20 protein-coding genes are annotated in these 25,442 nt (G+C 62.6%); 4 read left to right on the forward strand and 16 right to left on the reverse strand.

Features of this window, described 5'->3' with window-relative positions; all coding sequences use genetic code 11:
- The first annotated feature begins 14 nt into the window (after nucleotides 1-14).
- On the forward strand, nucleotides 15-2,144 hold the full coding sequence (locus HRU92_RS08315) for a beta-galactosidase (protein ID WP_172123660.1): 2,130 nt from the start codon (nucleotides 15-17) through the stop codon (nucleotides 2,142-2,144).
- 60 nt (nucleotides 2,145-2,204) lie between these two features.
- Here HRU92_RS08315 and recN read toward each other — a convergent pair whose 3' ends face one another.
- The 16 genes from recN to rsmH form a co-directional block, all read right to left on the reverse strand.
- On the reverse strand, nucleotides 2,205-3,875 hold the full coding sequence (gene recN / locus HRU92_RS08320; RefSeq protein WP_172123661.1) for a DNA repair protein RecN: 1,671 nt from the start codon (nucleotides 3,873-3,875) through the stop codon (nucleotides 2,205-2,207).
- 117 nt (nucleotides 3,876-3,992) lie between these two features.
- Nucleotides 3,993-4,838: an outer membrane protein assembly factor BamD gene (locus tag HRU92_RS08325; protein WP_127753560.1), complete on the reverse strand. Its 846-nt coding sequence runs from the start codon at nucleotides 4,836-4,838 to the stop codon at nucleotides 3,993-3,995.
- 83 nt (nucleotides 4,839-4,921) lie between these two features.
- A complete protein-coding gene (gene lpxC, locus HRU92_RS08330) occupies nucleotides 4,922-5,878 on the reverse strand; it encodes a UDP-3-O-acyl-N-acetylglucosamine deacetylase (RefSeq protein ID WP_127753561.1) in 957 nt (318 codons plus the stop codon).
- Between the two features lie 106 nt (nucleotides 5,879-5,984).
- Complete coding sequence (ftsZ, locus tag HRU92_RS08335; protein WP_127753562.1) at nucleotides 5,985-7,646, reverse strand: cell division protein FtsZ; 1,662 nt, start codon at nucleotides 7,644-7,646, stop codon at nucleotides 5,985-5,987.
- Between the two features lie 570 nt (nucleotides 7,647-8,216).
- Nucleotides 8,217-9,530 (reverse strand): cell division protein FtsA, encoded by a 1,314-nt coding sequence (ftsA, locus tag HRU92_RS08340; RefSeq protein WP_127753563.1) that lies wholly within the window; start codon nucleotides 9,528-9,530, stop codon nucleotides 8,217-8,219.
- Entirely contained in the window at nucleotides 9,527-10,414 is an 888-nt protein-coding gene (locus tag HRU92_RS08345; RefSeq protein ID WP_172123662.1) for a cell division protein FtsQ/DivIB, read from the reverse strand. Before HRU92_RS08345 ends, ftsA begins: the two co-directional genes overlap by 4 nt.
- Nucleotides 10,402-11,325 carry a D-alanine--D-alanine ligase gene (locus tag HRU92_RS08350; RefSeq protein ID WP_172123663.1) on the reverse strand — a complete coding sequence of 308 codons (924 nt, stop codon included), beginning with the start codon at nucleotides 11,323-11,325 and terminating at the stop codon, nucleotides 10,402-10,404. The genes HRU92_RS08345 and HRU92_RS08350 overlap by 13 nt, the downstream gene beginning before the upstream one ends.
- Before the next feature lie 34 nt (nucleotides 11,326-11,359).
- Entirely contained in the window at nucleotides 11,360-12,778 is a 1,419-nt protein-coding gene (gene murC, locus HRU92_RS08355) for a UDP-N-acetylmuramate--L-alanine ligase (RefSeq protein ID WP_172123664.1), read from the reverse strand.
- Entirely contained in the window at nucleotides 12,775-13,890 is a 1,116-nt protein-coding gene (gene murG, locus HRU92_RS08360; protein ID WP_172123665.1) for an undecaprenyldiphospho-muramoylpentapeptide beta-N-acetylglucosaminyltransferase, read from the reverse strand. Before murG ends, murC begins: the two co-directional genes overlap by 4 nt.
- On the reverse strand, nucleotides 13,887-15,047 hold the full coding sequence (locus tag HRU92_RS08365) for a putative peptidoglycan glycosyltransferase FtsW (RefSeq protein ID WP_172125050.1): 1,161 nt from the start codon (nucleotides 15,045-15,047) through the stop codon (nucleotides 13,887-13,889). Before HRU92_RS08365 ends, murG begins: the two co-directional genes overlap by 4 nt.
- Nucleotides 15,048-15,176: 129 nt before the next feature.
- Entirely contained in the window at nucleotides 15,177-16,262 is a 1,086-nt protein-coding gene (gene mraY / locus HRU92_RS08370; protein WP_127753568.1) for a phospho-N-acetylmuramoyl-pentapeptide-transferase, read from the reverse strand.
- A 28-nt stretch (nucleotides 16,263-16,290) separates the two neighbouring features.
- Nucleotides 16,291-17,685: a UDP-N-acetylmuramoyl-tripeptide--D-alanyl-D-alanine ligase gene (gene murF, locus HRU92_RS08375; protein ID WP_210258553.1), complete on the reverse strand. Its 1,395-nt coding sequence runs from the start codon at nucleotides 17,683-17,685 to the stop codon at nucleotides 16,291-16,293.
- On the reverse strand, nucleotides 17,685-19,133 hold the full coding sequence (locus HRU92_RS08380; RefSeq protein ID WP_349236711.1) for a UDP-N-acetylmuramoyl-L-alanyl-D-glutamate--2,6-diaminopimelate ligase: 1,449 nt from the start codon (nucleotides 19,131-19,133) through the stop codon (nucleotides 17,685-17,687). The genes murF and HRU92_RS08380 overlap by 1 nt, the downstream gene beginning before the upstream one ends.
- Nucleotides 19,134-19,157: 24 nt before the next feature.
- Nucleotides 19,158-20,867, reverse strand: coding sequence for a penicillin-binding protein 2 (locus HRU92_RS08385; RefSeq protein WP_173088021.1), 1,710 nt, complete (start codon nucleotides 20,865-20,867; stop codon nucleotides 19,158-19,160).
- On the reverse strand, nucleotides 20,867-21,250 hold the full coding sequence (locus HRU92_RS08390; RefSeq protein WP_173088023.1) for a hypothetical protein: 384 nt from the start codon (nucleotides 21,248-21,250) through the stop codon (nucleotides 20,867-20,869). Before HRU92_RS08390 ends, HRU92_RS08385 begins: the two co-directional genes overlap by 1 nt.
- Entirely contained in the window at nucleotides 21,247-22,248 is a 1,002-nt protein-coding gene (rsmH, locus tag HRU92_RS08395; RefSeq protein WP_248307058.1) for a 16S rRNA (cytosine(1402)-N(4))-methyltransferase RsmH, read from the reverse strand. Before rsmH ends, HRU92_RS08390 begins: the two co-directional genes overlap by 4 nt.
- Before the next feature lie 219 nt (nucleotides 22,249-22,467).
- Between rsmH and HRU92_RS08400 the strand changes: the two genes are divergently transcribed.
- From HRU92_RS08400 to HRU92_RS08410, 3 genes are read left to right on the forward strand one after another with little or no spacing between them, the layout of a single operon-like run.
- The gene (locus HRU92_RS08400; RefSeq protein ID WP_172123667.1) at nucleotides 22,468-23,961 is read left to right on the forward strand and encodes a CHASE3 domain-containing protein; all 1,494 of its coding nucleotides are present in this window, start codon (nucleotides 22,468-22,470) and stop codon (nucleotides 23,959-23,961) included.
- On the forward strand, nucleotides 23,958-24,401 hold the full coding sequence (locus HRU92_RS08405) for a response regulator (protein WP_127753573.1): 444 nt from the start codon (nucleotides 23,958-23,960) through the stop codon (nucleotides 24,399-24,401). The genes HRU92_RS08400 and HRU92_RS08405 overlap by 4 nt, the downstream gene beginning before the upstream one ends.
- Nucleotides 24,402-24,404: 3 nt before the next feature.
- Nucleotides 24,405-25,442 (forward strand): histidine kinase dimerization/phosphoacceptor domain -containing protein, encoded by a 1,038-nt coding sequence (locus HRU92_RS08410; RefSeq protein WP_172123668.1) that lies wholly within the window; start codon nucleotides 24,405-24,407, stop codon nucleotides 25,440-25,442.

The following is a 25,442-nucleotide window of genomic DNA, read 5'->3' on the forward strand; positions in this document are numbered from 1 at the left end:
CCAGGAACCAAGCCATGCCACTCGACAAGCTGCCGCAGACGCCATTCGGAGCCGTGTATTTCCGCAAGTCCAACCCGCCGCGCGAGGACTGGGAGCGCGATTATGCCGTTGCTGCCAAGGACGGCATGAATGTGTTCCGTCACTGGTTCATGTGGTCCGCCATCGAGCGGCGCCCCGGCTTTTATGACTGGGAGGATTATGACCGGCAGATGGACCTTGCCGCCAAGAACGGGATCAAGACCATCATCGCCGAGCTGACCCATACGGTGCCGGACTGGGCCTATCGTCAATTCGCCCACGCCCGTCAGTTGCGGGCGGATGGTCGGCCGATGACTTCTAATATGGGGGTGAGCGCCGCCACCGGCGGCTTTTCTAATAATGGCGGTGGCGCCGGTGCCTTGAGCATGAACGCGCCCGAGGTCAAGGAAGCCGTCGGCCATTTCCTTTCCGCCCTCGCCAAACGCTACAAGGGCCATCCCGGTCTGCTCGGCTATGACGTGTGGAACGAGGTCAACTATGCCGCAGATGTCGATTATTCCGAGTTCATGAAGGCCGATTTCCGCCTCTGGCTGCAGGCGAAATATGGCAACCTCGATACGCTCGCCAATGCCTGGTATCGTTATTCCTACGCCGAGTGGGACGATATCGAACCGCCCCACGAGGTGGCCGCTTATCCCGAAAATCTCGACTGGCTCGCCTTCAAGCGCGAGAACTACTACGACCAGATGCAGTTCAAGATCGACACCATCCGCGGGATCGATCCGGACTGCCTGATTGCCGCCCATGGCGTGGGCGGCGCGATCCCCAACATGGCCGCCAATGGCTCGGATGACTGGCTCGCCGCGTCCAAGGTCGAGCTTTATGGCCTGACCTGGGTGCCCAGCCGGCGCGGCTTTGCGCCCTGGCAGAATTTCTTCGGGCCAGACATTACCCGGGCGGCCGCCCGCGGCAAGCCCTGGTGGCATGCCGAGCGGCCCGGCGGTCCGTTGTGGCTGCAGCCGCAGGTGCTCGGCCGGGATAAGGAAGATGGCCGGGTGATGGATCCCGAGGATATCCGCACCCTCACCATGACGTCCTTTGCTGCTGGTGCTACCGGCGTGCTCAACCTGCGCTACCGCCCGCTGCTGGACGGGCCCCTGTTTGGTGCCTTTGGCTCCTATGGCATGGATGGCTCGCGCACGCCGCGCTCGGACATGGCGAGCGAGATCGGTAAATGGGCCAACGCACCCGAACAGAAGTCGCTGTTCGCGGCCAAGCCGGTCAAGGGCGACATCGCGCTGCTGGTGATTCCGGAGGCACAGGCATGGGACTACCTGCTCAACCACAACCACAAGCCCGAGACTTATCGTGAGGCGATGTGGGGTGCCTATCGCGGCTTTTTCGACAATGGCATCCAGGCCGACTGGGTCCATATCGATCACATTGACGATTACGACACCATCTATGCCCCCTACCCGATCATGTTGACTGGTGAGCATGCGCAGGCCTTGGCAGCTTGGGTGAAAGCCGGCGGAACCCTGATTTCGGAAGCAACGCCGGGCTATTTCGGCGATCGCGGCAAGGTGGGGACGGTGCAGCCGAATAATGGGCTCGACGGCGTGTTCGGCGCCCGCGAAAGCGAGGTCGAGTTCATGCCTGATATCGGGGATCGCATTCGCTTCGATTTCAGTGGCAAGCCGGTTGGCGGCGGCGGGTTCCTGCAGTCCTATGCTCCGACCACGGGCACTGCGCGGGGCGGTTTCACGGACGGCCGCACCGCGGTGGTGGAGAACAGCTTTGGTGAGGGCCGGACATTGCTGGTCGGCACCCATCCCGGCATTGCATATTTCCGCACCAGCAACGCGGAAAACCTGGCTTACTTTGCTGATGTGCTCGCCTGGACCGGCAATAAACCGCGCGTCACCCTTTCAAACCCCCAACTGCATGCCCGCCTGCATGAAGGACCGGAAGGAGCTGTGCTTTGGGTGATCAATCCGACGCGCGAGGCGCAAAAGGCGGAAGTCATGGTGGACCAGCAAATCGCCTCCCTGGGTGAGCCTTACTGGTCATCATACAACGCTGCGGATGGTGCGGGGACAATTACCGTGCCGGCCCGCGATGTGCTGATCGTACGGCTGAACAAGAGCGGCGGCGAAGCGGCTTAGATTGTAGCCCTGCAGCAGCGGGAAATCCGCTGCTGCCAATGCTCCGCGCTTCCAGATCCGTCAGTGCACTTCGCTCAAAAGCTTGCTGGCAGCGGCCCTGGCTTCCTCGGTAACCTTGGCGCCGGCGAGCATGCGCGCTACTTCCTCGCGTCGCGCCGGAGTATCCAGCGGTTTGACATGCGTGCGGACAAAGGCGCCCTCTTCTACCGCCTGCTTCTCGATCAGAAGATGCCGTTGAGCACGGGCGGCAACCTGGGGAGCGTGGGTCACGGCCAGGACCTGCACCTTGTTGGCCAGGCGCGCCAAGCGCCGCCCAATGGCGTCTGCCACCGCGCCGCCGACGCCGGTGTCGATTTCGTCAAAGATCAGCACCGGCGCCGAACCACGATCGGCCAGCACCACTTTGAGCGCCAGAAGGAAGCGGCTGAGCTCGCCCCCTGAGGCAACCTTGAGCAGCGGCCCGGGCATGGTGCCCGGATTGGTTTGCACATGAAAGGCGATCTGGTCGTAGCCAGACGCCATGAGCCGGCTTTCATCGATCTGGTGATCGACGATGAAGCGTGCCGAACCCAGCTTCAAATCCGGCAACTCGGCGCCCACGGCCGCGCCCAGTGCCCCGGCAGCCTCGGCCCGACTAGCACTGAGAGCCTTGGCATGGCTGCGGTAGAGCGCTTCAGCCTGCGCCGCCGCGGCTTCAAGGGAGGCCAGTCGGCTTTCCCCACTTTGCAGGGTCTCCAGGTCAGCGGAGAACCGCGCCAGCACGGCTGGCAGGTCATCGCAGCTGGTCTGGTGCTTTCGTGCTGCAGCGCGCAGGGCAAACAAGCGCTCTTCCACGCCCTCCAACTCGGCCGGATCAAACGCCATCTCACGCTTGAGCTCTTCAAGCGCATCGGCGGTACGATCAAGCGCAATTAACGAGTTGTCGAGCGCATCAACAATGGGCTGGAACAGGTCTGCCCCACCGTCGATCTTGCGGAGTAAGCGGCGCATCAGCCCGGCAAGGGCTGGCGCCGGAGCCATGGGTCCGTTGATCAACTCGTCAATTTCCCCGACCTCGGCGGCCGAACGCTCAAGCTGCTGCAGATGTTGCCGGCGCTCGGACAACTCTTCTTCCTCGCCGACCTGCGGTGCGAGCTTGGAGAGCTCTTCGACAGTGTGACGGGCGAAGTCCTCCTCTGCCAACGCCGCCGCAACCAAGGCTTTCTGCTCCTTGACCGCAGCTTGTGCATCGGCGAGTTCCTGCCAGGCGTCCCGGACCAGAGCCGCTTGGGTGTCCAATTCCCCAAAGGCGTCGAGCGCCGCGCGGTGGGTTGCGACATCCACCAGAGCGCGGTCATCGTGCTGGCCATGGATTTCCACGATCTGCGAGCCAACGCGTTGCAGGAGCGCAGCCGACACCGGCTGATCATTGATAAAGGCTCGGGTGCGGCCATCGGCATATTGCACCCGCCGCAGGATCACATCTTCGTCGTCGGGAATGGCATTGTCGCGCAGCGCCGCACGAGCGGGGTGATCGGCCGCAAGTTGCAGGACGGCGACAACCTGACCGTTCTCGCTGCCGCGGCGCACCAGCGAAGCGTCCCCTCGCCCACCGAGAGCAAGCGTAAGCGCATCAAGCAGGATCGACTTGCCGGCGCCGGTCTCGCCGGTAAGAACCGTCATGCCGGCGCCCAGCGCCAGATCAAGCTGATCGATAAGGACAATGTTGCGAACCGAAAGCGCGTTCAGCATTCCCGGAAATCCCAAGCTCCACCCAGACCGGCACCGCTGCGCGGCATGGCCGGCAAATAATCGGGGCACGCCAGCAAACTAGCGCGCCCCGGAACAAACAAGCAACACTTTAGTTAGTTACTTGCGCAGCGAACTCATCCAGCTGCCGCTTCCCATGGCAGGAGCTAGACCCTGCTGGCCCAGTTTTTTGAAGGCTTCCTGGTACCAGGTGCTGGAGGGATAGTTGTGTCCAAGCACAGCCGCTGCGGTTTTTGCCTCATTGACGAGACCGAGCAGGAGATAGGCCTCGGTCAGGCGATAAAGCGCTTCCTCGATATGGGTCGAGGTCTGGTGTTCTTCCACAACCACCCGGAAGCGATTGATCGCGGCCGTGTACTGGCCGTTGCCGAGATAATAGCGGCCAACCGACATTTCCTTGCCAGCGAGTTGGTCATAACCGACCAGCAGCTTTTCCTTGGCGTCTTCGGCGTAAGGCGACTTGGGATAGTTGGCGATCAGCAGATTATAGGTGTCGATGGCATCGCGCGACAATTGCTGGTCGCGAGTGATGTCCTTGATCTGCCCGTAATAGGAGTTGCCCTTGAGATAGAGCACGTAAGGAACGTCCTTGCCGTTCGGATAAAGGGCAAGGAAGCGGTCGGCGGCGAGGATCGCTTCAGCGAACTTGCCGATGCGGTAATGCGCATAGACCTGCATCAGCTTGCCCTTTTCCGCCAAGGGCGAATTGGGGTGCTGGCGCTCCAGGCGCTCAAGCTGGGTCACAGCCGTGTTGTAGCGCTGCGCGTCCATATTATCGAGAGCCTGCTGATACAGCGACTCCGCCGGGATGATCGGCTCTTCCTTGGCCTTAGGGGGCCCGAACAGGTTCATGCCCGAGCAGCCCGTAAGCGCCACGACCATGACGCCAACTGAAAGCAACCGGACTGTCCGGCTAGCGCGACCACCAAAAGCAACAACTGTCACGAACTGTCCCGTCCTTACACGTACCGCTGCTGCGGCGTAGATAGAAAATGGATCAAAACTGTGGCCGTGCCGGCCACGAAGAATTAACGCACCGAACGCAGGTAATGATTGACAGCCAGACCATCAGGTTGATCGTCAAACGCCTCGAACTCGAGCGGCAATGCCTCGGCGCCCACTATTTCATAGTTGGCTTCGCTCGAAAATAGCCCAGCCAGAACATGGGCGTTCAAGGCATGGCCACCCTTATAGGAGCGGAACCGGCCCCAGATCGGCAAGCCACCGAGTGACAGGTCGCCGATGGCATCGAGCAGCTTGTGACGGACGAATTCGTCCTCGTAGCGCAAGCCGCCGGGATTGAGGATCTTGTCCTCATGGACGGTGATGGAATTGTCGAGACTCGAGCCCATGGCGTAGCCGGCCTGGCGCAGGATCTTGGCGTCGCGAACGAAACCGAAGGTACGGGCACGCGAAACGTCGTCGTAGTACCGGCGTGGCGTCCAGTCGAAGATCATGCGCTGGCGGCCGATGACCTTGCTGTCGAAATCAATCTCGAGATCGAGGGCGCGGCCGTTATAGGGCTCGAGCGCGGCAAAGGAGTCGTTGTTGCGCACGGTAACGGCGCGCATGACCTTGAGGAACTTGCGCTGGGCCGGCTGGATTTCGAGCCCTGCTTCCAGAATCGCCTGGGCGAACGGGAATGCACTGCCATCAAGAATGGGGCATTCCGGGCCGTCCAGAGTGATCAAGGCATTGTCGACGCCCATGCCCGACAGAGCCGAGGTCACATGCTCGATGGTGGCGACGCTGACGCTGTCGCCCAGATCGAGCGTGGTGCAAAGCGTGGTGCGGGTAATGCGTGAGAAATGCACCGGAACGGGCTTGGTCACCCTTCCGTCGCTCATTTCGCGGCAAATCAGGAACCCGCTATCGACGGGCGCGGGGCCCAGGGTAAGCGTAACGGGCTGTGCCCCGTGAACACCATATCCAGCAAAGGACAGGGTGGATGACAGGGTGCGCTGGCGCGTGGACAGTTTATTCATACTCGGGATCACTCCACCCCAGCGGGGTACGCGGAAACTGTTAGCCAAAAAAAACTCGGTGCGGAAGCCGCACCGAGTGATGTTGGATGCTCGCTACAAGGAACCGTTAACCGTGCTTGCGCAGGAAAGCGGGGATCTCAAGATGCTCTTTCTGAGGCGCAGGAGCGGGCTGGCGACCATGCGGATCAAGAGCGCCGCGCGCACCTTCAGCAGCAGCCGGAACCCGCGAAGCCCTTGGGCCGCCTGCCTCAATCGCGCTGCGAGCAGCGGCATCATCGGCTCCGGAATAGACCGCTTCGTCGCGTCCGCCTTCAGCGGTTTGACCCAGGCTCAGGCCCACATTGGAGGCCAAACGCTTGAACAAGGCACGGGCATTGCGGGGTTCGGCGTCCTGCCTTTCCTGCGGCTCCTGTGACCGGCGCGCAACAATTGGAAGCTCCTCAGTGCGGGGCATCCGGCGCTGACCTTCGGGGCGAGCGGCGTGCGAAGGCACATAAACGCTCGGCACCGGCGATTCTTCAGGCATTGCGGGCTCGTCCATCTCGTCGATGGCCTGGGCCGAAGGGATATAGGGCTCCACCATCACACCATCATCGTCATGGCCGCTATAAGCGGGGGCTGGCGCTTCATGGGAGATAGCCTCGGCCACCGCAGCTTCGACCTGATGCTCGATCTGCTGCTGAACAACGCCCTGGGCGCTACGCTCGGCGGCAATACGGGTCGGCTCGACGGGAACATGACGCTTTACCGAAAGCGGCGTGCGCGAAGCATGGGGCTTTGCGGGCTCAAGCGCCTGCACCATGGTTGCATCGGTGCCGGTCGCCACGACGGAGACGCGGATCGTGCCGGTCAGATCGGGATCATAGGTTGCACCCAGGATGATGTTGGCATCCGAGTCGACTTCCTCGCGGATGCGGCTGGCAGCCTCGTCCACTTCGTAAAGGGTCAGGTCAGGGCCGCCGGTGATCGAGATCAGCAGGCCACGTGCACCCTGCATGGACACATCGTCCAGCAGCGGATTGGCAATGGCAGCTTCGGCAGCGTGACGCGCACGGTCTTCGCCCGATGCTTCGCCGGTACCCATCATCGCCTTGCCCATGCCGCGCATCACGGCGCGAACGTCGGCGAAGTCGAGGTTGATGAGGCCTTCCTTGACCATCAGATCGGTGATGCAGGCGACGCCCGAGAACAGCACCTGATCTGCCATCGCGAAGGCGTCGGCGAAGGTGGTCTTTTCGTTGGCAACCCGGAACAGGTTCTGGTTGGGGATAACGATCAGGGTGTCGACATGGCGGTGCAGCTCATCGATGCCGTCTTCAGCCAGACGAGCGCGACGATTGCCTTCGAACGAGAACGGCTTGGTGACCACGCCAACCGTCAGGATGCCCTGCTCACGAGCGGCCCGAGCCACAACCGGTGCCGCACCGGTGCCGGTACCGCCGCCCATGCCCGCGGTGATAAACACCATGTGCGAGCCCGAGAGGTGATCGTTGATCTCGTCCCAGCTTTCTTCGGCTGCGGCGCGACCGACTTCCGGGTGCGAGCCGGCACCCAAGCCTTCGGTAACGCCGACACCCAACTGGATGATGCGCTGTGCCTTGCTGAGGGCGAGAGCCTGTGCGTCGGTGTTGGCAACGACGAAGTCGACGCCATCGAGCCCAGACTCGATCATGTTGTTAACGGCGTTGCCGCCGGCGCCACCACATCCGAATACGGTGATGCGGGGCTTAAGTTCCTGAATATCTGGGATCGTGAGGTTGATGGTCATTAGGGGCCCCATAGTGGCTTGGTTGGTAAAGATTTACCTCCCAAATCGTTAACGGGCACCTAACAACTGTCCCATTGCCGTTAACCCTCATGCAAAATGCAACACTTCCCCGCTCTCTGGAGACCAGGGGACATGCGGCGTTTCAGGCCGGCTTTCAGCTTCACGAAAACGAGATGGTAAACGGCGCCAGGGCGGCTGAAACGTGCCGAATCTCCGCTCGACCGGAGGTCAGCGGCTGCGACATGGGGCAAGGATCGCCTCGGTGCCGGTCGTCCGGCGAAAGGGTATAGGTGAAGCAAGCCTTGCCCCATGCTATCCCGGAGACTCTATGGAAAGGACCGTCCTCGGCTTAAGCCCGTGCCGAAAGACAAACCCGGGGGCTCAAATCGGGTCACAGATCATCCTTTAAACCACAGGACATGGAGCGACCCCCATGCCATCCGGCCTCCTCATGCCGACCGTTCGTCGCGACCGCGCAGTTGCGCATGAAGATGGGGCAACAATAACCGAGCTTTTGGCACCGGGGATAAATTGAGTCGCCGGGCAGCGGAGGCTGCCCGGCCAACCACGCTAAAAGCTGGCCTTCAGCCAGTGCCCGACCCGCGCCAGGTAACCATCGGTGCCGGTCAGCTTGCTGGCGCCGCGCGGCTCGGCATATTCATGCGAGCACACCTGCGGGTAAATCAGCATGCCGGCAACGGTCGCGAAGGCTGCGCCCTTGGCCATCTCCGGCAGCCCCGCGATTCCCATCGGCCGGCCATTGCGCACATTGCGTGCGAGCACGCGTCGCGCGACTTCGGGCAGGCCCGTCATTTCGCTGGCGCCGCCAGTCATCACGAAACGCCGCCCGCACATATCCATCATGCCCGTGGCTTGCATGCGATCGCGGATGGCCGTCAGGATTTCTTCGATTCTCGGACGCATGATCCGGGTCAGCACGGAACGAGCCACCTGCCCCGGCGCCTCATCGTGAGTCGCGCCCACCGGTTGGATGGGAATCATGTCGCGTTCATCGGCCTGGCCGGGCAGCACCGAGCCATAAAGCGTCTTCAGGCGCTCGGCATCGGCAACGCTGACCGAGAGCTGGCGCGCAATATCCAGAGTCAGATGATGCCCGCCAATCGCGATCGCGTCGGCATAGCAAAGATGGCCTTCGTTGAAGACCGAAACGGTCGTCGTCGCGCCGCCGAAATCCAGGCAGGCCACACCGAGCTGGGCTTCATCATCAACCAGGGTCGCCAGACCCGAGGCATAGGGCGTGGCGACCAACGCTTCGATCTGCAGATGGCAGCGATGCAGCACCAGTTCGAGATTGCGCATGGCAAGGGTTTCCGAGCTCACCACCGCCACGTCGACGCCGAGCTTGTCGCCGACCATGCCCTTGGGATCCTGGATGCCCTTTTGGCCATCGAGCGAATAGCCGATGGGCAAGGCATGGATGATGGAGCGCTCGGGGCGAACGCTGCGCTCGTTAACGGCGCGCAACACGCGTTGCAGATCGGCCTTTTCGACTTCCTGGCCATCAAGCGAGACGGCTGCGGAGAAGGTTTCCGAGCCGAGCCGGCCGGCAGTGACATTGACGAGCACCGACTCCAGCGTCAGCCCGGCGGCGCGCTCGGCCATGCCCACCACAGAGCGAATGGCCTGCTCGGCCTTCTCAATATCGGTGACGACCCCGCTCTTGACGCCCGAGGACGGGCCATACCCAAAGCCGATGACCTCGGCCTTGTGCGAGCGGCCCTTGAGCGACTTGCCTTCCGGCCGGGGCGACAAACGCGCAATCACGCAACAAATCTTGGTGGAGCCGATGTCGAGCACCGCCACAAGCGTGGTGCGCCCGGGCTGAAGGGGACGAAGCCGCGAAGTCATGGCATCGGTCATCATGGTTTCTTGGTTTCTTTTTCTTCTTCGATCTCGGCCGGCCGGACTGCCACGAGGCTATCCACGCGCAAATCGATCACGGTGACGTCGCGGTCGAGGAGCTGGTATTCAGTTTGATACATATCGAGCTTGCGCAGCGCCTGGGCGACGCCAAGCTCGGGCAATTGCACGCGCAAGCCGGTTTCGTAGATCATGTCCCAGCGGCGGTCGGCGATGCGCGACAGGGCCACCAGACCCTCCTGCAGCACCGGATATTGCTGCAAGGCCCGGATCATCACGAGGGCATCATCCGCCGCGCCATCGCCCACGACGAGGGGCAGATCGCCATAAGCACCAGCATCTTCGCCGATCTGGTCGCCCTGGGCATCCACCACAAAGGTCACGCCATCCACGCGCCAACGCGCCACCGGTACCTTTTCAGTGATGGTGACGACGATGTCACCAGGCAGGCCCTTGCGGACACTGACGGCTTCTACCGAAGGCAGCTCGGCAATGCGCAGGCGGGCCGCTTCGACGTCAAAGGCGACGGTCGAGGTGTAGGGCTGCACGCCAAGGGCATCGAAGACGTCCTGCTCGCGCGTCAGGGCTTGGCCCGTGATCGAGATTTCACCAATGGCAAAGCCGGCAGCGGCAGCCTGCCCTTGCGCCAGCTCGCCAAGGGTGGCCATCCCCAGCCCGATCGGCTCGCGGACCTGCCACACACCCAGCCCAATGGCGAGCAGCGCCATAGCGCTGGCGGCCCGCACGAGGGCGTGGCGGTGCAGCACCCAGGCGCGGCCTACAATATTGGCCAGCTTGCGCCGGGGCGGTCGCATGCGAACAGGCAGCTGGCGCGGATTGACCACCCGCGCTCCGGCGAAAAACGCCTCGCTTTTTACCTGTTGCAACTCGCGTCCTCCACCAACCAGGTGACCAGTTCTTCGAAGGAATGCCCGGCGTGAGCCGCTTGTTCGGGCGCCAGCGAAGTGGGGGTCATTCCCGGCTGGGTGTTGATTTCAAGGCAGACCAATTCACCATCTTCGCCTGCCGCGTCGTTGAAGCGGAAGTCGCTTCGGGTAATCCCGCGACACCCCAACGCCGCATGGGCAAGCAGGCTCATCTTCTGCACTTTGTCGTAAATTTTCGGTGAAATTTGCGCCGGCAGCACATGATGTGATCCGCCGGCGGAGTATTTCGCCTCGTAGTTGTAGAAGGCCAGATCGGTGACGATCTCGGTGACGCCAAGGGCTACATCGCCCATCACGGCACAGGTCAGCTCGCGCCCAGGGATATAGCGCTCGACCATCAGCTCTTCGCCGCCCTTCCAGTCTTCGCCCAGTATCTCCTGGGGCGGATGGGACTGGTCAGCCTTGACGATCAGGATGCCAAAGCTCGAACCATCGGCGACGGGCTTGACCACATAGGGCGCGGGCATGACATGGGCGCGGCCCACTTCGGCGCGGCTCGCCACCACATGGTCGGTCACCGGCACGCCGGCGGCCTTGAGCATGATCTTGGTCTGGTGCTTGTCCATGGCCAAGGCCGAAGCCAAAACGCCCGAATGGGTATAGGGAATGCGCAGGAATTCGAGCACCCCCTGGATGGTGCCATCCTCCCCGTAGCGGCCATGCAGGGCATTGAAGGCGACATCGGGCGCGATCTCGCGGAGCTGTTCGGCGACGTCATAGCCGACATCGACCTCGGTCACCTGGTAGCCGACGCGGCGCAGGGCTTCGGCACAGCCCTTGCCGGAGCTCAGGGATACGGGACGCTCATTGGACAGGCCGCCCATAAGGACGGCAATATGCTTGGCCATCAAATTGCTCCAGGAACAGCGAACGCGACGGGGTGGCTCACTGGGGATCCTCCCCCATAAGCGCGCCGAGTTCCGCCGGCAGCGCGGCGGCCCATTGCGTAATGTTGCCGGCGCCCAAACACACCACATAGTCGCCCTTGGCCACCCGGCTGGCGAGCAGCGGCGCAAGGGCTTCGGCGCGGTCGATCACGCGAGCATCGCGGTGGCCGCGGGCGCGGATACGGTTGACCAGCTCGTCGTGCGTAACGCCTGGGATAGGCTGCTCGCCGGCGGCGTAGACCGGAGCGACAATCACCGTGTCGGCGTCGTTGAAGCAGGCAGAGAAGTCGTCGAACAGGTCCTGCAGGCGCGAATAGCGATGCGGTTGGACCACGGCGATAACGTCGCGCTTGGTGGATTGGCGGGCCGCGCGCAGCACCGAGGCGATCTCGACGGGATGGTGGCCGTAATCATCGATCACGGTGACGCCGCCGACGACGCCGGTCTTGGTAAAGCGGCGCTTGACCCCCGAAAAGCCCTTGAGGCCCTTGCGGATGGCTTCGGCCGGAACATGCAGCTGGTCGGCCACAGCGATGGCGGCGGTAGCGTTGAGGGCGTTATGTTCGCCCGGCATGGGCAGTTCGAGCCCATCAATGCGCAACTGGGTCAGGCGGATGCGGTCGCGGATCTCGACGGAGAACTTGCTGACGCCGTCCACGGTTTCCAGGTCCACGAGGCGCACATCGGCCTGCGGATTGGTGCCATAGGTGATGACGCGGCGATCGCGGATCTCGCCGACCAGCGCCTGCACTTCGGGGTGATCGAGGCACATCACCGCAAAGCCATAAAAAGGGACGTTCTCGACGAAGTTGTGGAAGGCGCGCTTGACGCCTTCGAAGTCGCGGTAATGGTCGAGATGTTCGGGATCGATATTGGTGACGACGACGACGTCGGCCGGCAGCTTGACGAAGGTGCCGTCGCTCTCGTCGGCCTCCACGACCATCCATTCGCCCGCGCCCAGCCGGGCATTCGTGCCATACGCATTGATGATGCCGCCATTGATAACGGTGGGATCAAGGTCGCCGGCATCGAGCAGCGTCGCGACCAGGGTGGTGGTCGTGGTCTTGCCATGGGTGCCGCCGATGGCGATGGCGTTCTTGAAGCGCATGATCTCGGCCAGCATCTCGGCGCGCCGAACTACCGGCAGCGCGCGGGCGCGAGCGGCAACCAGCTCGGGGTTGTCCTTCTTGATGGCCGAGGAGACGACGACAACAGCCGCTTCACCGAGATTTTCGGCGCGCTGGCCGACCTCGATGCGGATGCCCATGTCGCGCAGGCGCTGCACATTGGGATTGGCGGCGGCATCCGAGCCCTGCACCACATAGCCTTGATTGTGCAGGATTTCGGCGATGCCACTCATGCCGATGCCGCCGATGCCGACAAAGTGGACCGGCCCGATATTGCGCGGCATTTTCATGGGGTATGTTCCAGTTCTTGAAAGTCTTTGCCCGCCAGCATTTCGGCGAGGTCAGCGAGTTTTTCCACAGCATGGGGCGCGCCCAGCCCCTTGGCCCGGGCCGCTGCGGTGGCAAGAGCCGGAGGGTCGGTCAACAAGGTGGCAAGGCGTGTCGCAAGCGATTGCGGTGAGAGCGTGGCCTGCTCGGCCACCCAGCCGCCCCCGGCCGCTTCGACGGTAAGGGCGTTGTTTTTCTGATCGGCATCGATCGAGCCGGGCAGCGGCACAAGGATTGCGGGGCGCCCGAGGACGCAGAGTTCCGCCACCGTCGATGCACCCGAGCGGGCGATCACCAGATGGGAGGCGGCGATGCGCTCCGGCAGGTCGCCGAAAAAGGCCGCCAGTTCAACATTGACTCGAGCCTTGCGGTAAATTTCGGCCACCCGGTCGAGGTCTTCGGCGCGGCACTGCTGCAGCACCTGCAGGCGCTGGCGCAGGGCTTCGGGCAACTCGGCAATGGCGGCGGGGACGATGTCGGACAGCGCCTTGGCGCCCTGGCTGCCGCCGAACACAACGAGGTGCAACGGCCCCTCGGCATCGGGCGCCGCATAGGGGCGATCGGCAACGGCGCGCACCCGATCACGCACCGGATTGCCGGTGAGCACGGTTTCGATCTGCAGCGCCTCGGCATATTTGGTGCTGGCAAAGCTCAGGGCAAGCAGATCGGCGAAACGCACCAGCGCGCGGTTGGCGCGACCCATTACGGCATTCTGCTCATGCAGGATGCCGGGAATGCCCAGGAGGCTTGCTGCGACGAATGGTGGGAAGGTGGGATAGCCGCCAAAGCCAATAACGGCATCAGGTCGGCTGCGCCGCAGCTTGCGCAGGGCAACGGCAACGCCGCCGCTCAGCTTGACCGCGGCCGCTGCAAACTTCACCGGGTTGCGCGTCGAGGGCGTGGCGGAGGGCACGATGTGGATTTCGCGCGCCGGAAATTCGCTGCCATAGCTTTCCACCCGATGGTCGGTCATCAACTCGATGACGTGACCACGACGGCGCAGTTCCTGGGCCAGGGCCATGGCGGGAAACAGGTGCCCGCCCGTGCCGCCGGCCATCAACATAAACTTTTTCATTCTGCGGGCACCAATGCGCTTTTGTAACTGGGAAGCCCGGTGGCCAGGCGTTCTTCGGGCTTGGTGCGGGTGAAGGCGAGCATCAGCCCCATGCCAAAGGCAATCGCGATCATGGAGGTGCCGCCATAGGACACGAAGGGCAAGGTCATGCCCTTGGGTGGAACGAGGTTGAGGTTCACGGCGAGGTTGATGCCCGACTGCATGGCGAACTGGATTGCGAGCGTCGAGGCAGCAAGGCGGGCGAACAGGCTGCTCTGGCGCTGCGCCCCGAGCATGGCGCGGATAACGATAAAGCCGATCAATCCCACCAAAACCATGCAGAAGAGAATGCCGAACTCACCGGCGGCGGCGGAGAACACATAGTCGGCATGGGCGTCAGGGATGAGCTTTTTGGCAATGGATTCGCCCGGGCCCCGCCCGAACCAGCCGCCTTCCAGCAAGGACTGGAGGGCGCGGTCGATCTGGTAGGTATTGCCACCACCATCGGGGTTGAGGAAGGTATCGATGCGGCGCGAAAAGTGCGGGAAGAACATATAGGCGCCGAACAGCAGCACGGCTGCTACACCGGCCAGGCCAAAGATGATGAACCAGGAAATGCCGGACAGGAACAGCAGCACGGCCCAGGTCGCCAGTACCAGCGCGGTCTGCCCGATATCGGGCTGCAGCAAGAGGCCACAAACGATCACCAGCATGATCACGGTGGCAAGGATCTTGCCCGGCACATTGCGGTGGATCATCGATTCCGAGAACAACCAGGCACCCAGCACGGCAAAGGCCGGCTTGACGAATTCGGATGGCTGAATGGATTGACCCGCCAGGGTGATCCAACGCCGCGCGCCCTTCACTTCCGTGCCCAGCTTCAGGGTCGCCCAGAGCAGGACAACGCTGACACCCAGCGCAATGAGAGCGCCAACCCGCGCCTGCCGGTGGCTCAACAAGGAGGTTGCGACCAGCACGGGCAGCGCCAGGCCACAAAACATGGCGTGGCGAATGATGAAGAACCAAGGGGAAAGCCCGATGCGCTCGGCCACTGGCGGACTGGCGGCAAAGCTCAGCACCATGCCGCAGGTCAGCAACAGGATCAGCGCCCCAAGCAGTTCGCGATCGATCGACCACCACCATTCGGCGATGGGTGTTTTTTCGGCACGGGAAAACATCATGGGCAGTCGGCCTCGCGGCCTCCAGACGGAACACTAGTCCCCATATCTAACCCAGGGATGGTTACCGATTTCCAACTTGCATCGCATTTTGCAACAAGTTGGACAACTGCGGCGCAGCGCCGCCAATTAGCGTAGCTTGAGGGAACTCAACCCGATCAGCGCCAGTACGAAGGAAATGATCCAGAACCGGATCACGACCTGACTCTCGGTCCAGCCCATATGCTCGAAATGGTGGTGGATGGGCGCCATGCGGAACACCCGCTTGCCGGTGAGACGGAACGAGGCGACCTGAACGATCACCGACACGGTTTCCAGCACGAAGAGGCCCCCAATAATTGCAAGGACGATTTCGTGCTTGGTGGCGACGGCGATTGAGCCGAGCGCGCCGCCCAAGGCGAGCGAACCAGTGTCGCCCATGAAGATCTGGGCTGGCGGGGCGTTGAACCACAAAAAGCCGAGGCCGGCGCCAATCAGGGCGCCGCAAACCACCGATAGTTCGGCTGTGCCGGGGACATGGTTAAGCAGCAGGTAATCCGAGAAGACCTGGTTACCCACGAGATAGGCGATCAGGGCAAAGCAGGCCGAGGCAACCATCACCGGCACAATGGCGAGGCCATCCAGCCCGTCGGTGAGGTTAACTGAGTTACCGGCGGCCATGATGACGAAGCCGCCGAACAGCACAAAGAAGATGCCGAGATCGACGGCAAGGCCCTTGGCAAAGGGGAAGAGCAGCGCGTTGGAGAACGCGCCCGGCGAGAGTTGCGAGATGGCATAACAAGCCACAACGCCAATGAGCGCTTCAAGGGCGAGGCGCTGCTTGCCGCCAAAGCCCTTGTGGCTCATGCGCTTGACCTTGAGATAGTCATCGTAAAAGCCGATAGCGCCAAAGCCGACCGTGACGAACAAGACCACCCAGACATAGCCATTGGTGAGGTTTGACCAAAGCAGGGTCGATATAACCGCGCCCGACAGGATCATCAGCCCGCCCATGGTGGGCGTGCCCTTCTTGGTCAGCAGGTGGCCCTGGGGGCCATCTTCGCGGATCGGCTGACCCTTGCCTTGCTTGAGGCGCAGCAAGGAGATCATCCCCGGCCCAAACAGGAACACGAAGAACAAGGCGGTAACCACCGCCCCCGCCGTGCGGAAGGTGATATAGCGGAAGACGTTGAACGCCGCGAGCGTGTCCCCCAACTGGGCAAGAAAGTACAGCATTTTTGGGAGGTGTCCTCGCGTGGGTGGGCTATTTCTGGTGGAAATGGCCCCGGATTTTTTCAACGACGCCCGCTAGCCCCACGCCGTTGGACCCTTTGATCATAACTGCATCGCCCGAAGCAAGATCGTTGAGCACGATCATCCCCATCTCTGCTGCCGTTTGTGTGTGGCAAGCCACACGCCCGGCGCCCAGTGTAGTGGCAAGGGCGGCCATTTCGGGGCCGACCAGGTAGATACGCTCGGCGCCCGAGCGCAGAACTGCTTCGGCCAGGCTGGCATGGAGTGCAGCGCTTTGAGCCCCGAGCTCACGCATGTCGCCCAGCACCAGCAGTTTGCGGCCGCCGGGTGCGGGCTGGGCCGCAAAGACGTCGAGCGCCGCAGTCATCGAGGCGGTGTTGGCATTGTAGCTTTCATCAATCAGCAGCAGCGGGCGCTCGGGATCGCCCAGGAGCAGGCGCTGCCCCCTGCCCGGCTGTGCGCCAAAGCTGGCCAATGCTGCCACGGCAGCCTCCCGGCCCATTCCGGCGAGGTCAGCGACAATCAGCGCTGCAACGGCATTGACCACCATATGGCGGCCCGGAGTGTTGAGATGGAGGGAGATGCGCTCGCCGGCATGCTCAAGCGTGGCGGTGCTGCCCTGGACCTGCAGATCCGTTTCGAGGATGCGCCAGTCGCAGTTCTCGGTGAACCCATAGGTGATCACCCGTTGAACGCCCACCTTGCGTGCCGCCTCGAGCAGCAGCTCGATCTGGGGGTGATCGGCATTGAGCACCGCGGTGCCGCCAGGCTCGAGACCCTCGAAGATCTCCGCTTTGGCCGCGGCGATGGCTTCCAAAGAACCAAGATTTTCCAGATGTGCGGCGGCTACATTGGTGATCACGGCGACATGCGGTCGCACCAGTTGCGACAAGGGCGCGATCTCGCGGGCGGCGTTCATGCCCATTTCGAAGACGCCGAACTGCGCTTCCGCTGGCATCCGGGCCAGCATCAGCGGCACGCCCCAGTGATTGTTGAAACTCTTGATCGATGCGTGGGTCGGACCTGCTGCCTCGAGCACGGTGCGGATCGCCTCCTTGGTGGTGGTCTTTCCAACGCTGCCGGTGACGCCTACCAGCAGCGCCTCGCTCCTGGCACGGGCGGCGCGAGCGAGATCGCGCAGTCCCTCCAGCGCATCGGGGACGACGATGCAGCCGTCTTGTTCGCCCCGACCCTCGCTCACCAATGCAGCAGCAGCGCCATTGGCCAGGGCTTGGGCCACAAAGTCATGACCGTCGAAGCGGTCACCCTTGATGGCGACGAACAAGGCATCGGGACCCAGGTCACGCGAGTCGATGGAAACCGAGCCGATGCTCGCCCCAACCGTTCCCACCATCCGCCCCCCTGTGGCTTGCAACAGGGCGTCTCGGGTCCAGAGTGCGGGCATCAGAGTCTCTTGATTGCCTCGGCCACGGCTTGGTGGTCCGAGAAGTGGTGCTTGGTCGTGCCGATGATCTGGTAATCCTCGTGCCCCTTGCCGGCAACGAGCAAAACGTCGCCGGGCTGGAGCGCGGCAACGGCGGTGCTGATGGCTTCGCCGCGATCGCCGATCTCTGCGGCGCGGGGTACCGCATGCATGATCTCGGCGCGGATCGTGGCGGCAATTTCGGTGCGGGGATTGTCGTCAGTGACGATGATCTTGTCCGCCAGCTCGGCGGCAACGGCGCCCATCTGCGGACGCTTGCCCTTGTCCCGGTCGCCGCCGGCGCCGAATACCACACGCAAATCACGCGTCACATAGGGGCGTAAAGCCATGAGCGCGGTCTTCAAGGCGTCGGGCGTGTGGGAATAATCCACAAACACCGCCGCGCCATTGTGCTCGGCTACGAGTTCCAGGCGCCCCTTGGCGCCACGCAGCTCCTCAAGCGCGGCGAAAACTATCGCCTTGGGGACACCGCTCGCTATCGCCAACCCAGCGGCAACCAGGGCGTTGCCGACCTGGAATTCGCCGGTGAGCGGGAGGTGAAAGCTCACGGTTTCGCCTTCGAAGCGGACCTCGACGCGCTGCCCGTAGCCCTGCGTTGTCACCGAAAGGATCTGGATGGCAGCCCCGGGGGCATGGCCAACGCCCAGCAGCTTTGCGCCCCGGTCGACCGCGGCCGCGAGGAAAGCCGCGTGCTCGGGATCGTCCATATAGACCACCGCCGTGCCACCATCGGCCAGCAGATCGCTAAAGAGCCGCAGTTTAGCCGCGCGATACTCATCCATATCGGCGTGGTAATCGAGATGATCGCGCGTCAGGTTGGTGAAGGCGACAGCGGCAAAGCGCATACCGTCGAGACGCCGCTGATCAAGACCATGGCTGGAGGCTTCGAGCGCGACATGGTCGATGCCCTGCCCCTTGAGCGCGCGCATGTTCTGGTGGATTGATCGCGCGTCGGGGGTGGTGAGGCTGCCTTCGATGTGCCGGGTGGCGGTTTGCACCCCCAGCGTGCCGATGCTGGCGCCAGCAATTCCGGCATGCAGCCAGATCTGCCGCACGAAAGACGCGACGGACGTCTTGCCATTGGTGCCGGTGACCGCCACCACGGTTTGCGGCTGGGGCGCAAAAATGCGCGCGGCGGCGCGGGCATAGGCGGCGCGGACATCGGGAACCACGATCACTGGCACGCCGGGATCTTGGGCGGGCACGAGATCGGTGACCACTGCCAAGGCCCCGCGCCCCACCGCATCGGCGATAAAGGCATTGCCATGCACCGCTGCGCCGGGGAGCGCAAAGAACAGCTCGCCCAGCTCGATCCGCCGGCTGTCCGAGTCGAGGCCGAACACCGCACCCAGATCCTCGACCGGCGCGGCGCCTGATCCTTCCAGCAACTGGGATACGCTCAGTGACACTGCAACAGGTCCTTGTGGTTGGCCTTAGTAAACGCCAGCGGGCTTCAGCGCCTGATCAAGCGCTTCGGAGAAATCGGGCGCGATGCCCAGCATGGGCGCAACCCGCTGCACGATGCGACCGGTGACGGTACCGGCATTCCAGCCCGCGGTGGTGCCGGACTGCGGGTTTTCGGCCTTGGGCTCGTCGACCATGATCACCATTGCATAGCGCGGATTGTCCAGCGGGAACGCCGACGCAAAGAAGTTGGTGACTTTGCTGGAAGAATAGCGGCCGTCAACCACCTTTTCGGCCGTGCCGGTCTTGCCGCCGACGCGATAACCCAGCGCTTCCTTGTTCATCTGCGAGCCCGAACCTTCAAGGGCATTAAGCCGCATGAGATAGCGCAGGGCATCACTGGTGGATGGCTGCAGGACGCGCCGGTACAGGGACTCGGCCTCCCCCAGGTCACGTTTGTAAAGCGTGGGAGGCACGTAATTGCCGCCATTGACGAATGCTGCATAGGCTACCGCCATGTGCAGAGGGGAGACCGATAAGCCGTGACCGAAAGACGCGGTGGCCGCGCCAACTTCGGACAGCTGCTTGGGAACCGTTGGCAAGCGCATCTCGGGCAGCTCGAAGGGTACCCGCTGGTCAAAGCCCATCGTGCTCAGGAACTGCCGATAGGGCTCCTTGCCCATGGCCTGCATGATGCGGATCGTGCCGATATTGGACGAGTATTTATAAACTTCGGGCAGGCTGAGAATGCGGTGCTTGCCGTGAAAGTCATCGATGGTGAAGCGGCCAAAGCGGACGCCGAAGCGAGCATCGAACTGATCGCTCACCGACACCGCACCGCTATCGAGTGCACCGGCAATGGTCACGGTCTTGAAGATGGAGCCGGGTTCGAAAATGCCGGCGGTGATACGGTTGAAGCTGTCTTTGACCAGTGCCGAGGCGGGATCATTCGGATTGAAATCGGGCACAGAGGCGAGCGCGATGACCTCGCCGGTGTGCACATCCAGCATGATGCCGGCGGCAGCAATCGCCTGGTAGCGCGTCATCGCGTCCATCAGCTGCTCGTGCATCACATGCTGGGTGCGCATGTCGATGGAAAGCTCAACCGGGGTCAGCGCATTGCCGCGGGCAAGACCCAGCTCCTGCAGGAGAGCGACGTTCTCGCCGTCCATGTGCCGCTCGATGCCGGCAATGCCCTGGTTGTCGATATTGGTGGAGCCCAGAACGTGGGAAGCCTCGGCCATGCCGGGGTAAAAGCGCTTGGATTCGGTGATGAAGTCGATGCCCGGGATGCCCAGCCGCATCACCCGCTCCTGGATGGAGGGCGACAGCTCGCGCTTGAGCCAAACAAAGCCCTTGTCGCCAGTGAGCCGGTCGCGCAGCCACTTCTCGTCGAGATCCGGGATGACAGTGCGCAGTTTTTGCACGGCTTCTTCCACATCGATGATGCGGCGCGGCTCGGCAAAAAGTGAGGGGACGCGAATATCGACCGCCATTTCGAGCCCATTGCGGTCAAGAATTGGCGGGCGAGTCGCGGTGATCAGGTCGCGTGCCTGCCCTTCGATCGTGGAGTCGGGCACGACCATGCCCAACTGCACCAGCCGCGCGCTCACCAGAGCAAAACCCAGCACGATCGCGAAGATCATCCAGCGAATGCGCGCCTGGGTGAGATTGCCGCGGACTTTGCGTGCGCCGTCGAGCGAAATGGGCGGGGCGAAGTTCTCGTGCGCCAAGGCCATTACTCAATACCCTCAAGTTCGAGAATAGCGTCGATGGGGTCGATGCCGGCGTCCAGCGATTGGAACAGCGCGTTAAGCGCGGCGCTGTTGGGCTTGACCGGCCGCATGGGGAGACTCGCAAACGAGCCAAACTGCTCCTGCTTGACCGGCACAACGCCTAGCGCCGCCTGGTGCCGACGAACGATCGGATCGATATGGCCGGGCTGGTTGAGCACCGCCCAATCGGCCTTGAGCAGAGAAAGGTCACCCTCCTGCTGGTCGATGCGGGCGATCAGCGCCGTGCGCTCGCTGGCGGTGTGCTCGATGGAGAATTTCAGCGCGTAAACGCCCGAAAGCATCAGCACGCTGGAAAACAGCAGCAGAATGTTGAGGTTGCGGATCATGCATTTCCCCGGATTGTTGGCACGCCAAGGCCCTCCATTCGCACCGGACGGGCGGGCGCAGCGCCCCGGACCGCCCAGCGCAGAATGGCCGACCGCGAGCGGCTGTTGCGCTCAAGCTCGGCGCTGCCAGGCTTTTTCGCCTTAGCAACTTCGACCCAGCGCCGCTCTTCGCCCACCACCTGCGGCAGGTGCCGTGACTGAGTTGGCGCGCCCTTGTCGGGATCAAAGAAGCGTTTGACGATGCGGTCTTCAAGGGAGTGGAAGGTAATGACGGCGAGCCGCCCACCTTCACCTAGCAGGCGCTCGGCCGCGAACAGGCCCTGCACCAACTGCTCGAACTCGGCATTAACGGCAATACGCAGCGCCTGGAACGAGCGGGTGGCCGGATGGGCATCGCCGGGTTTGCGGCCGATGGCTTTCTCGATGATGCGGGCCAGCTGCAAGGTTGTTTCGATTGGCGCTTCCTGGCGGGCCGCCACGATGAACTGGGCGATACGCCGCGACTTGCGCTCTTCGCCGAAGGCATAAAGCAGGTTGGCAAGCGCTTCTGCCTCAAGGCCATTGACGAGATCAGCAGCGCTTTCGCCTGCCCCGCTCATGCGCATGTCGAGTGGACCCTCGCGCATGAAGGAAAAGCCGCGCTCGGCCTCGTCCAGCTGCATCGAGCTGACGCCGATATCGAGCACCACCCCGTCAAACGGGCCCTGCTCGCCCGCCAAATCGTCAAGCTGGGAAAATGTGCCCGGCAGAAAGGTAAACCGGTCGGGGTAGTCGGCCTTCAATGCATCGGCAAAGGGCAGCACGCTTGGATCGCGATCAATGCCCACGACCTCGGCCCCGGCAGCCAAGAGCGCGCGGGAATAGCCGCCGGCACCAAAAGTGCCATCAACGATTCGCTTGCCATGAACAGGCGCAAACACCGCCAGCACCTCATCGAGGAGCACGGGGATATGCGACATATTCTCTTGGCTGGCTTCGGGCATCTTACTCTTGCCCATGCGACCATAACTCCACGCCCGCGTCGATGCGGGTCACTCAAACCAAGCTCACTCTTGGACCAGTGTGTTTAAGATTCTGTTTCCCATGTCGCGCGCACGGCAAGTTGCCGATCACACCCGAGGCATCGCGCGCGATGCCTGCCCACCTGGAGGGCGGAATTCAAGGTTGCCCCCTCCAGCGGATTAGGCCATGAACAACCGTCACTTCAGGGTAATTTGATGCCGATATCGAACAATGCCTTTGTTCGCGCGACCACCATTCTCTTGTTGGTCGGCTTTTTTGCACTGGTCGGCATTGTCGGCACGACGATCTGGCTGGTTGAGCGCACCCAGGGCTATTTCAACGAGGTGGTCGTATCGCGCGAGATCCGCAGCGCCGCTACCGATCTGCGCAACGCATTGGTGGATGCCGAAACAGGGCAGCGCGGTTTTCTGCTGACAGGCAACGAAGCCTATCTGGAACCCTATACCGGGGCCGTTCAACGACTGCCCGTGTTGCAGCAGCGGCTGGTCACCGTGCTCGCGCCCTATCCCCAGCTTCGCGAAGGCCTTGTCGAACTCCAATCTGCCATCGACATCAAGCTGCAAGAACTTGCCCGAACTATTGATCTGATGCGCGCTGGCGATCGCGATGCCGCCCTGGCGATCGTCAACAGCGACACCGGCAATGAGAACATGGGGCGCACCCGCGACTTCCTCGTGGCGCTGGTGGCAAGCGCACAGGAGCGCCTCGATACCGGCGTGGTCGACCAGCGCAATGCCGCCACCGCGCTGCGTTGGGTCGCCATTTTTGGCGCGCTGGTGATCGTTGCTGTGGTGGGGGGCTCAGTCTGGACAGCGTTGGCCTATACCAGGGAAATTGCCCGGGCCCGCCGCGAAGTGGAAGAAGCCAATCAAAGCCTTGAGGAGCGGGTGCAGGAACGCACCGCGGACCTGGGCAAGGCCAATGAGGAAATCCAACGCTTCGCCTACATCGTGACCCATGATCTGCGCGCGCCTCTCGTCAACATCATGGGGTTTACCAGCGAACTGGAAACCAGCGTCGCTATCCTGCGTGACTATATGAGCGAGCGCGAAGAATCGGGAGATCCGAAATTCGCCGAGGCGCGCCTGGCCGCCACCGAGGACCTGCCGGAGGCGATCGGCTTTATCCGCTCTTCGACCCGCAAGATGGATGCACTGATCAACGCCATCCTCAAGATTTCCCGCGAAGGCCGGCGCCAGCTCAAGCCCGAAGCACTGAACCTCGCCGAAATCATCGACGCCTCGGTCAGCGCCATCCAGCATCAGGTGACGGAAAATGGCGGCTCGGTTACAACCGAGGTCAAGGTCGCACGCCTCGTCACTGACCGGCTTTCGCTGGAACAGGTGCTCGGCAATCTCCTGGACAATGCGGTCAAGTACCAGGAACCTGGCCGACCGCTGACCGTGGCCATCCGGGCCCTGCCCGCCGAGCGCAACCGACTCAACATCGAAGTGATCGATAACGGCCGCGGCATTGCGTCTACTGACCATGAGCGCGTCTTTGAACTTTTCCGCCGCTCTGGTAGCCAGAGCCAACCGGGCGAAGGCATCGGCCTGGCGCATGTGCGCACCATGGTGCGCAGCCTGGGTGGCGAAATTACCCTCTCCTCGGAGCTGGGCAAAGGAACGACCTTTAGAATCAATCTGCCGCGCGATCTGCGCAGCTATCTCGGGAGCAATGCAAAATGAACTCCGGCACACCCGTCACCATTGTCATGATCGAGGACGACGAGGGACACGCGCGCCTGATCGAGAAGAACATCCGGCGAGCCGGCGTCAGCAACCAGATCATCCCCTTCACCGACGGCACCTCGGCGCTGAACTATCTAATGGGCAATGATGGCAGCGGCGAAGTCAGCAGCGGACGGCAATTGCTGATCCTGCTCGATCTGAACCTGCCCGACATGACCGGCGTCGACATCCTCGAGAAGGTCAAGAGCAACGAACATACCCGCCGCTCACCAGTCGTGGTGCTGACCACCACTGATGACCAGCGCGAAATCCAGCGTTGCTATGATCTGGGCGCCAATGTCTATATCACCAAACCAGTCGACTATGACGGGTTTGCCAACGCGATTCGCCAGCTGGGATTGTTTTTCTCGGTGATTCAGGTTCCGGAAGCCGACTGACCCATGCCTAACCGCACGCCCTATGTGCTCTATATCGATGACGATGCCGGCCTTGCACGCCTTGTGCAGAAGGCAATAGAGCGGCGCGGCTATATCTTCGAGCATGCAACGACGGGCGAACAAGGCCTGGCGCGCATTGCGCAAGGCGGCATCGACGTGGTGGCGCTGGATCATAATCTGCCCACCGGCACCGGGCTCGATGTTCTGGCTCAACTGGCCGATATGCCTGACCGGCCGGCGGTGGTTTATGTCACTGGCACGGTGGAAACGGCCGTGGCGGTGGCGGCGCTCAAGGCGGGCGCGGCCGATTACGTCCTTAAAACCGTCGACATGGACTTCCTGGAACTCCTGACCAGCGCAATCGGCCATGCCGTGGACCTGCAACGCCTCAACCGCGCCAAGGCCAAGGCGGAGCAGGAAATGCGCGAGGCCAAGGACCGCGCCGAAACGCTGCTGGGCGAGGTCAACCACCGCGTGGCCAATAGCCTGGCCATGGTGGCGGCGTTGGTGGGCCTGCAGGCCAATGCCATCACCAATGAGGAAGCTCGCAGCGCGCTGGCCGAAACCCAGGCCCGCATCCAGGCTATCGCGGGCGTGCACCGGCATCTCTACACCACTGACGATGTGCGCTCGGTCCATATTGGCGAATATCTGCAAAGCCTTGCCAGCGAACTTGAAACCTCGATGCAGGCGGCGGGCAGCCTTTCGCGCATCCTCGTTGCGGTCGAGAACATCTCCATTCCCACGGAAAAGGCCGCTTCCGTGGGTGTTATCGTGACCGAGCTCGTCACCAACGCCATAAAATACGCCTATGGCGCCGATGCCGGTGGCGAAGTGCGCATCAGCGTTGCCCGCAAGGGCGAACTGATCGACCTGGTGGTGGAAGACGATGGGATCGGCTGGAACGGCACCGGCAAGCCCCAGGGCACGGGCCTGGGCAGCCGTATTGTCAAAGCAATGGCCCACGGCCTTGGGGGCACTGTCGCCTATCAGGCCGAGGGACGCGGCACCCGCGTGTCGCTCCAGTTCTCTGCCTCGTAA

The organism is Devosia sp. 1635 (assembly GCF_013185955.1).
Classification (GTDB): domain Bacteria; phylum Pseudomonadota; class Alphaproteobacteria; order Rhizobiales; family Devosiaceae; genus Devosia.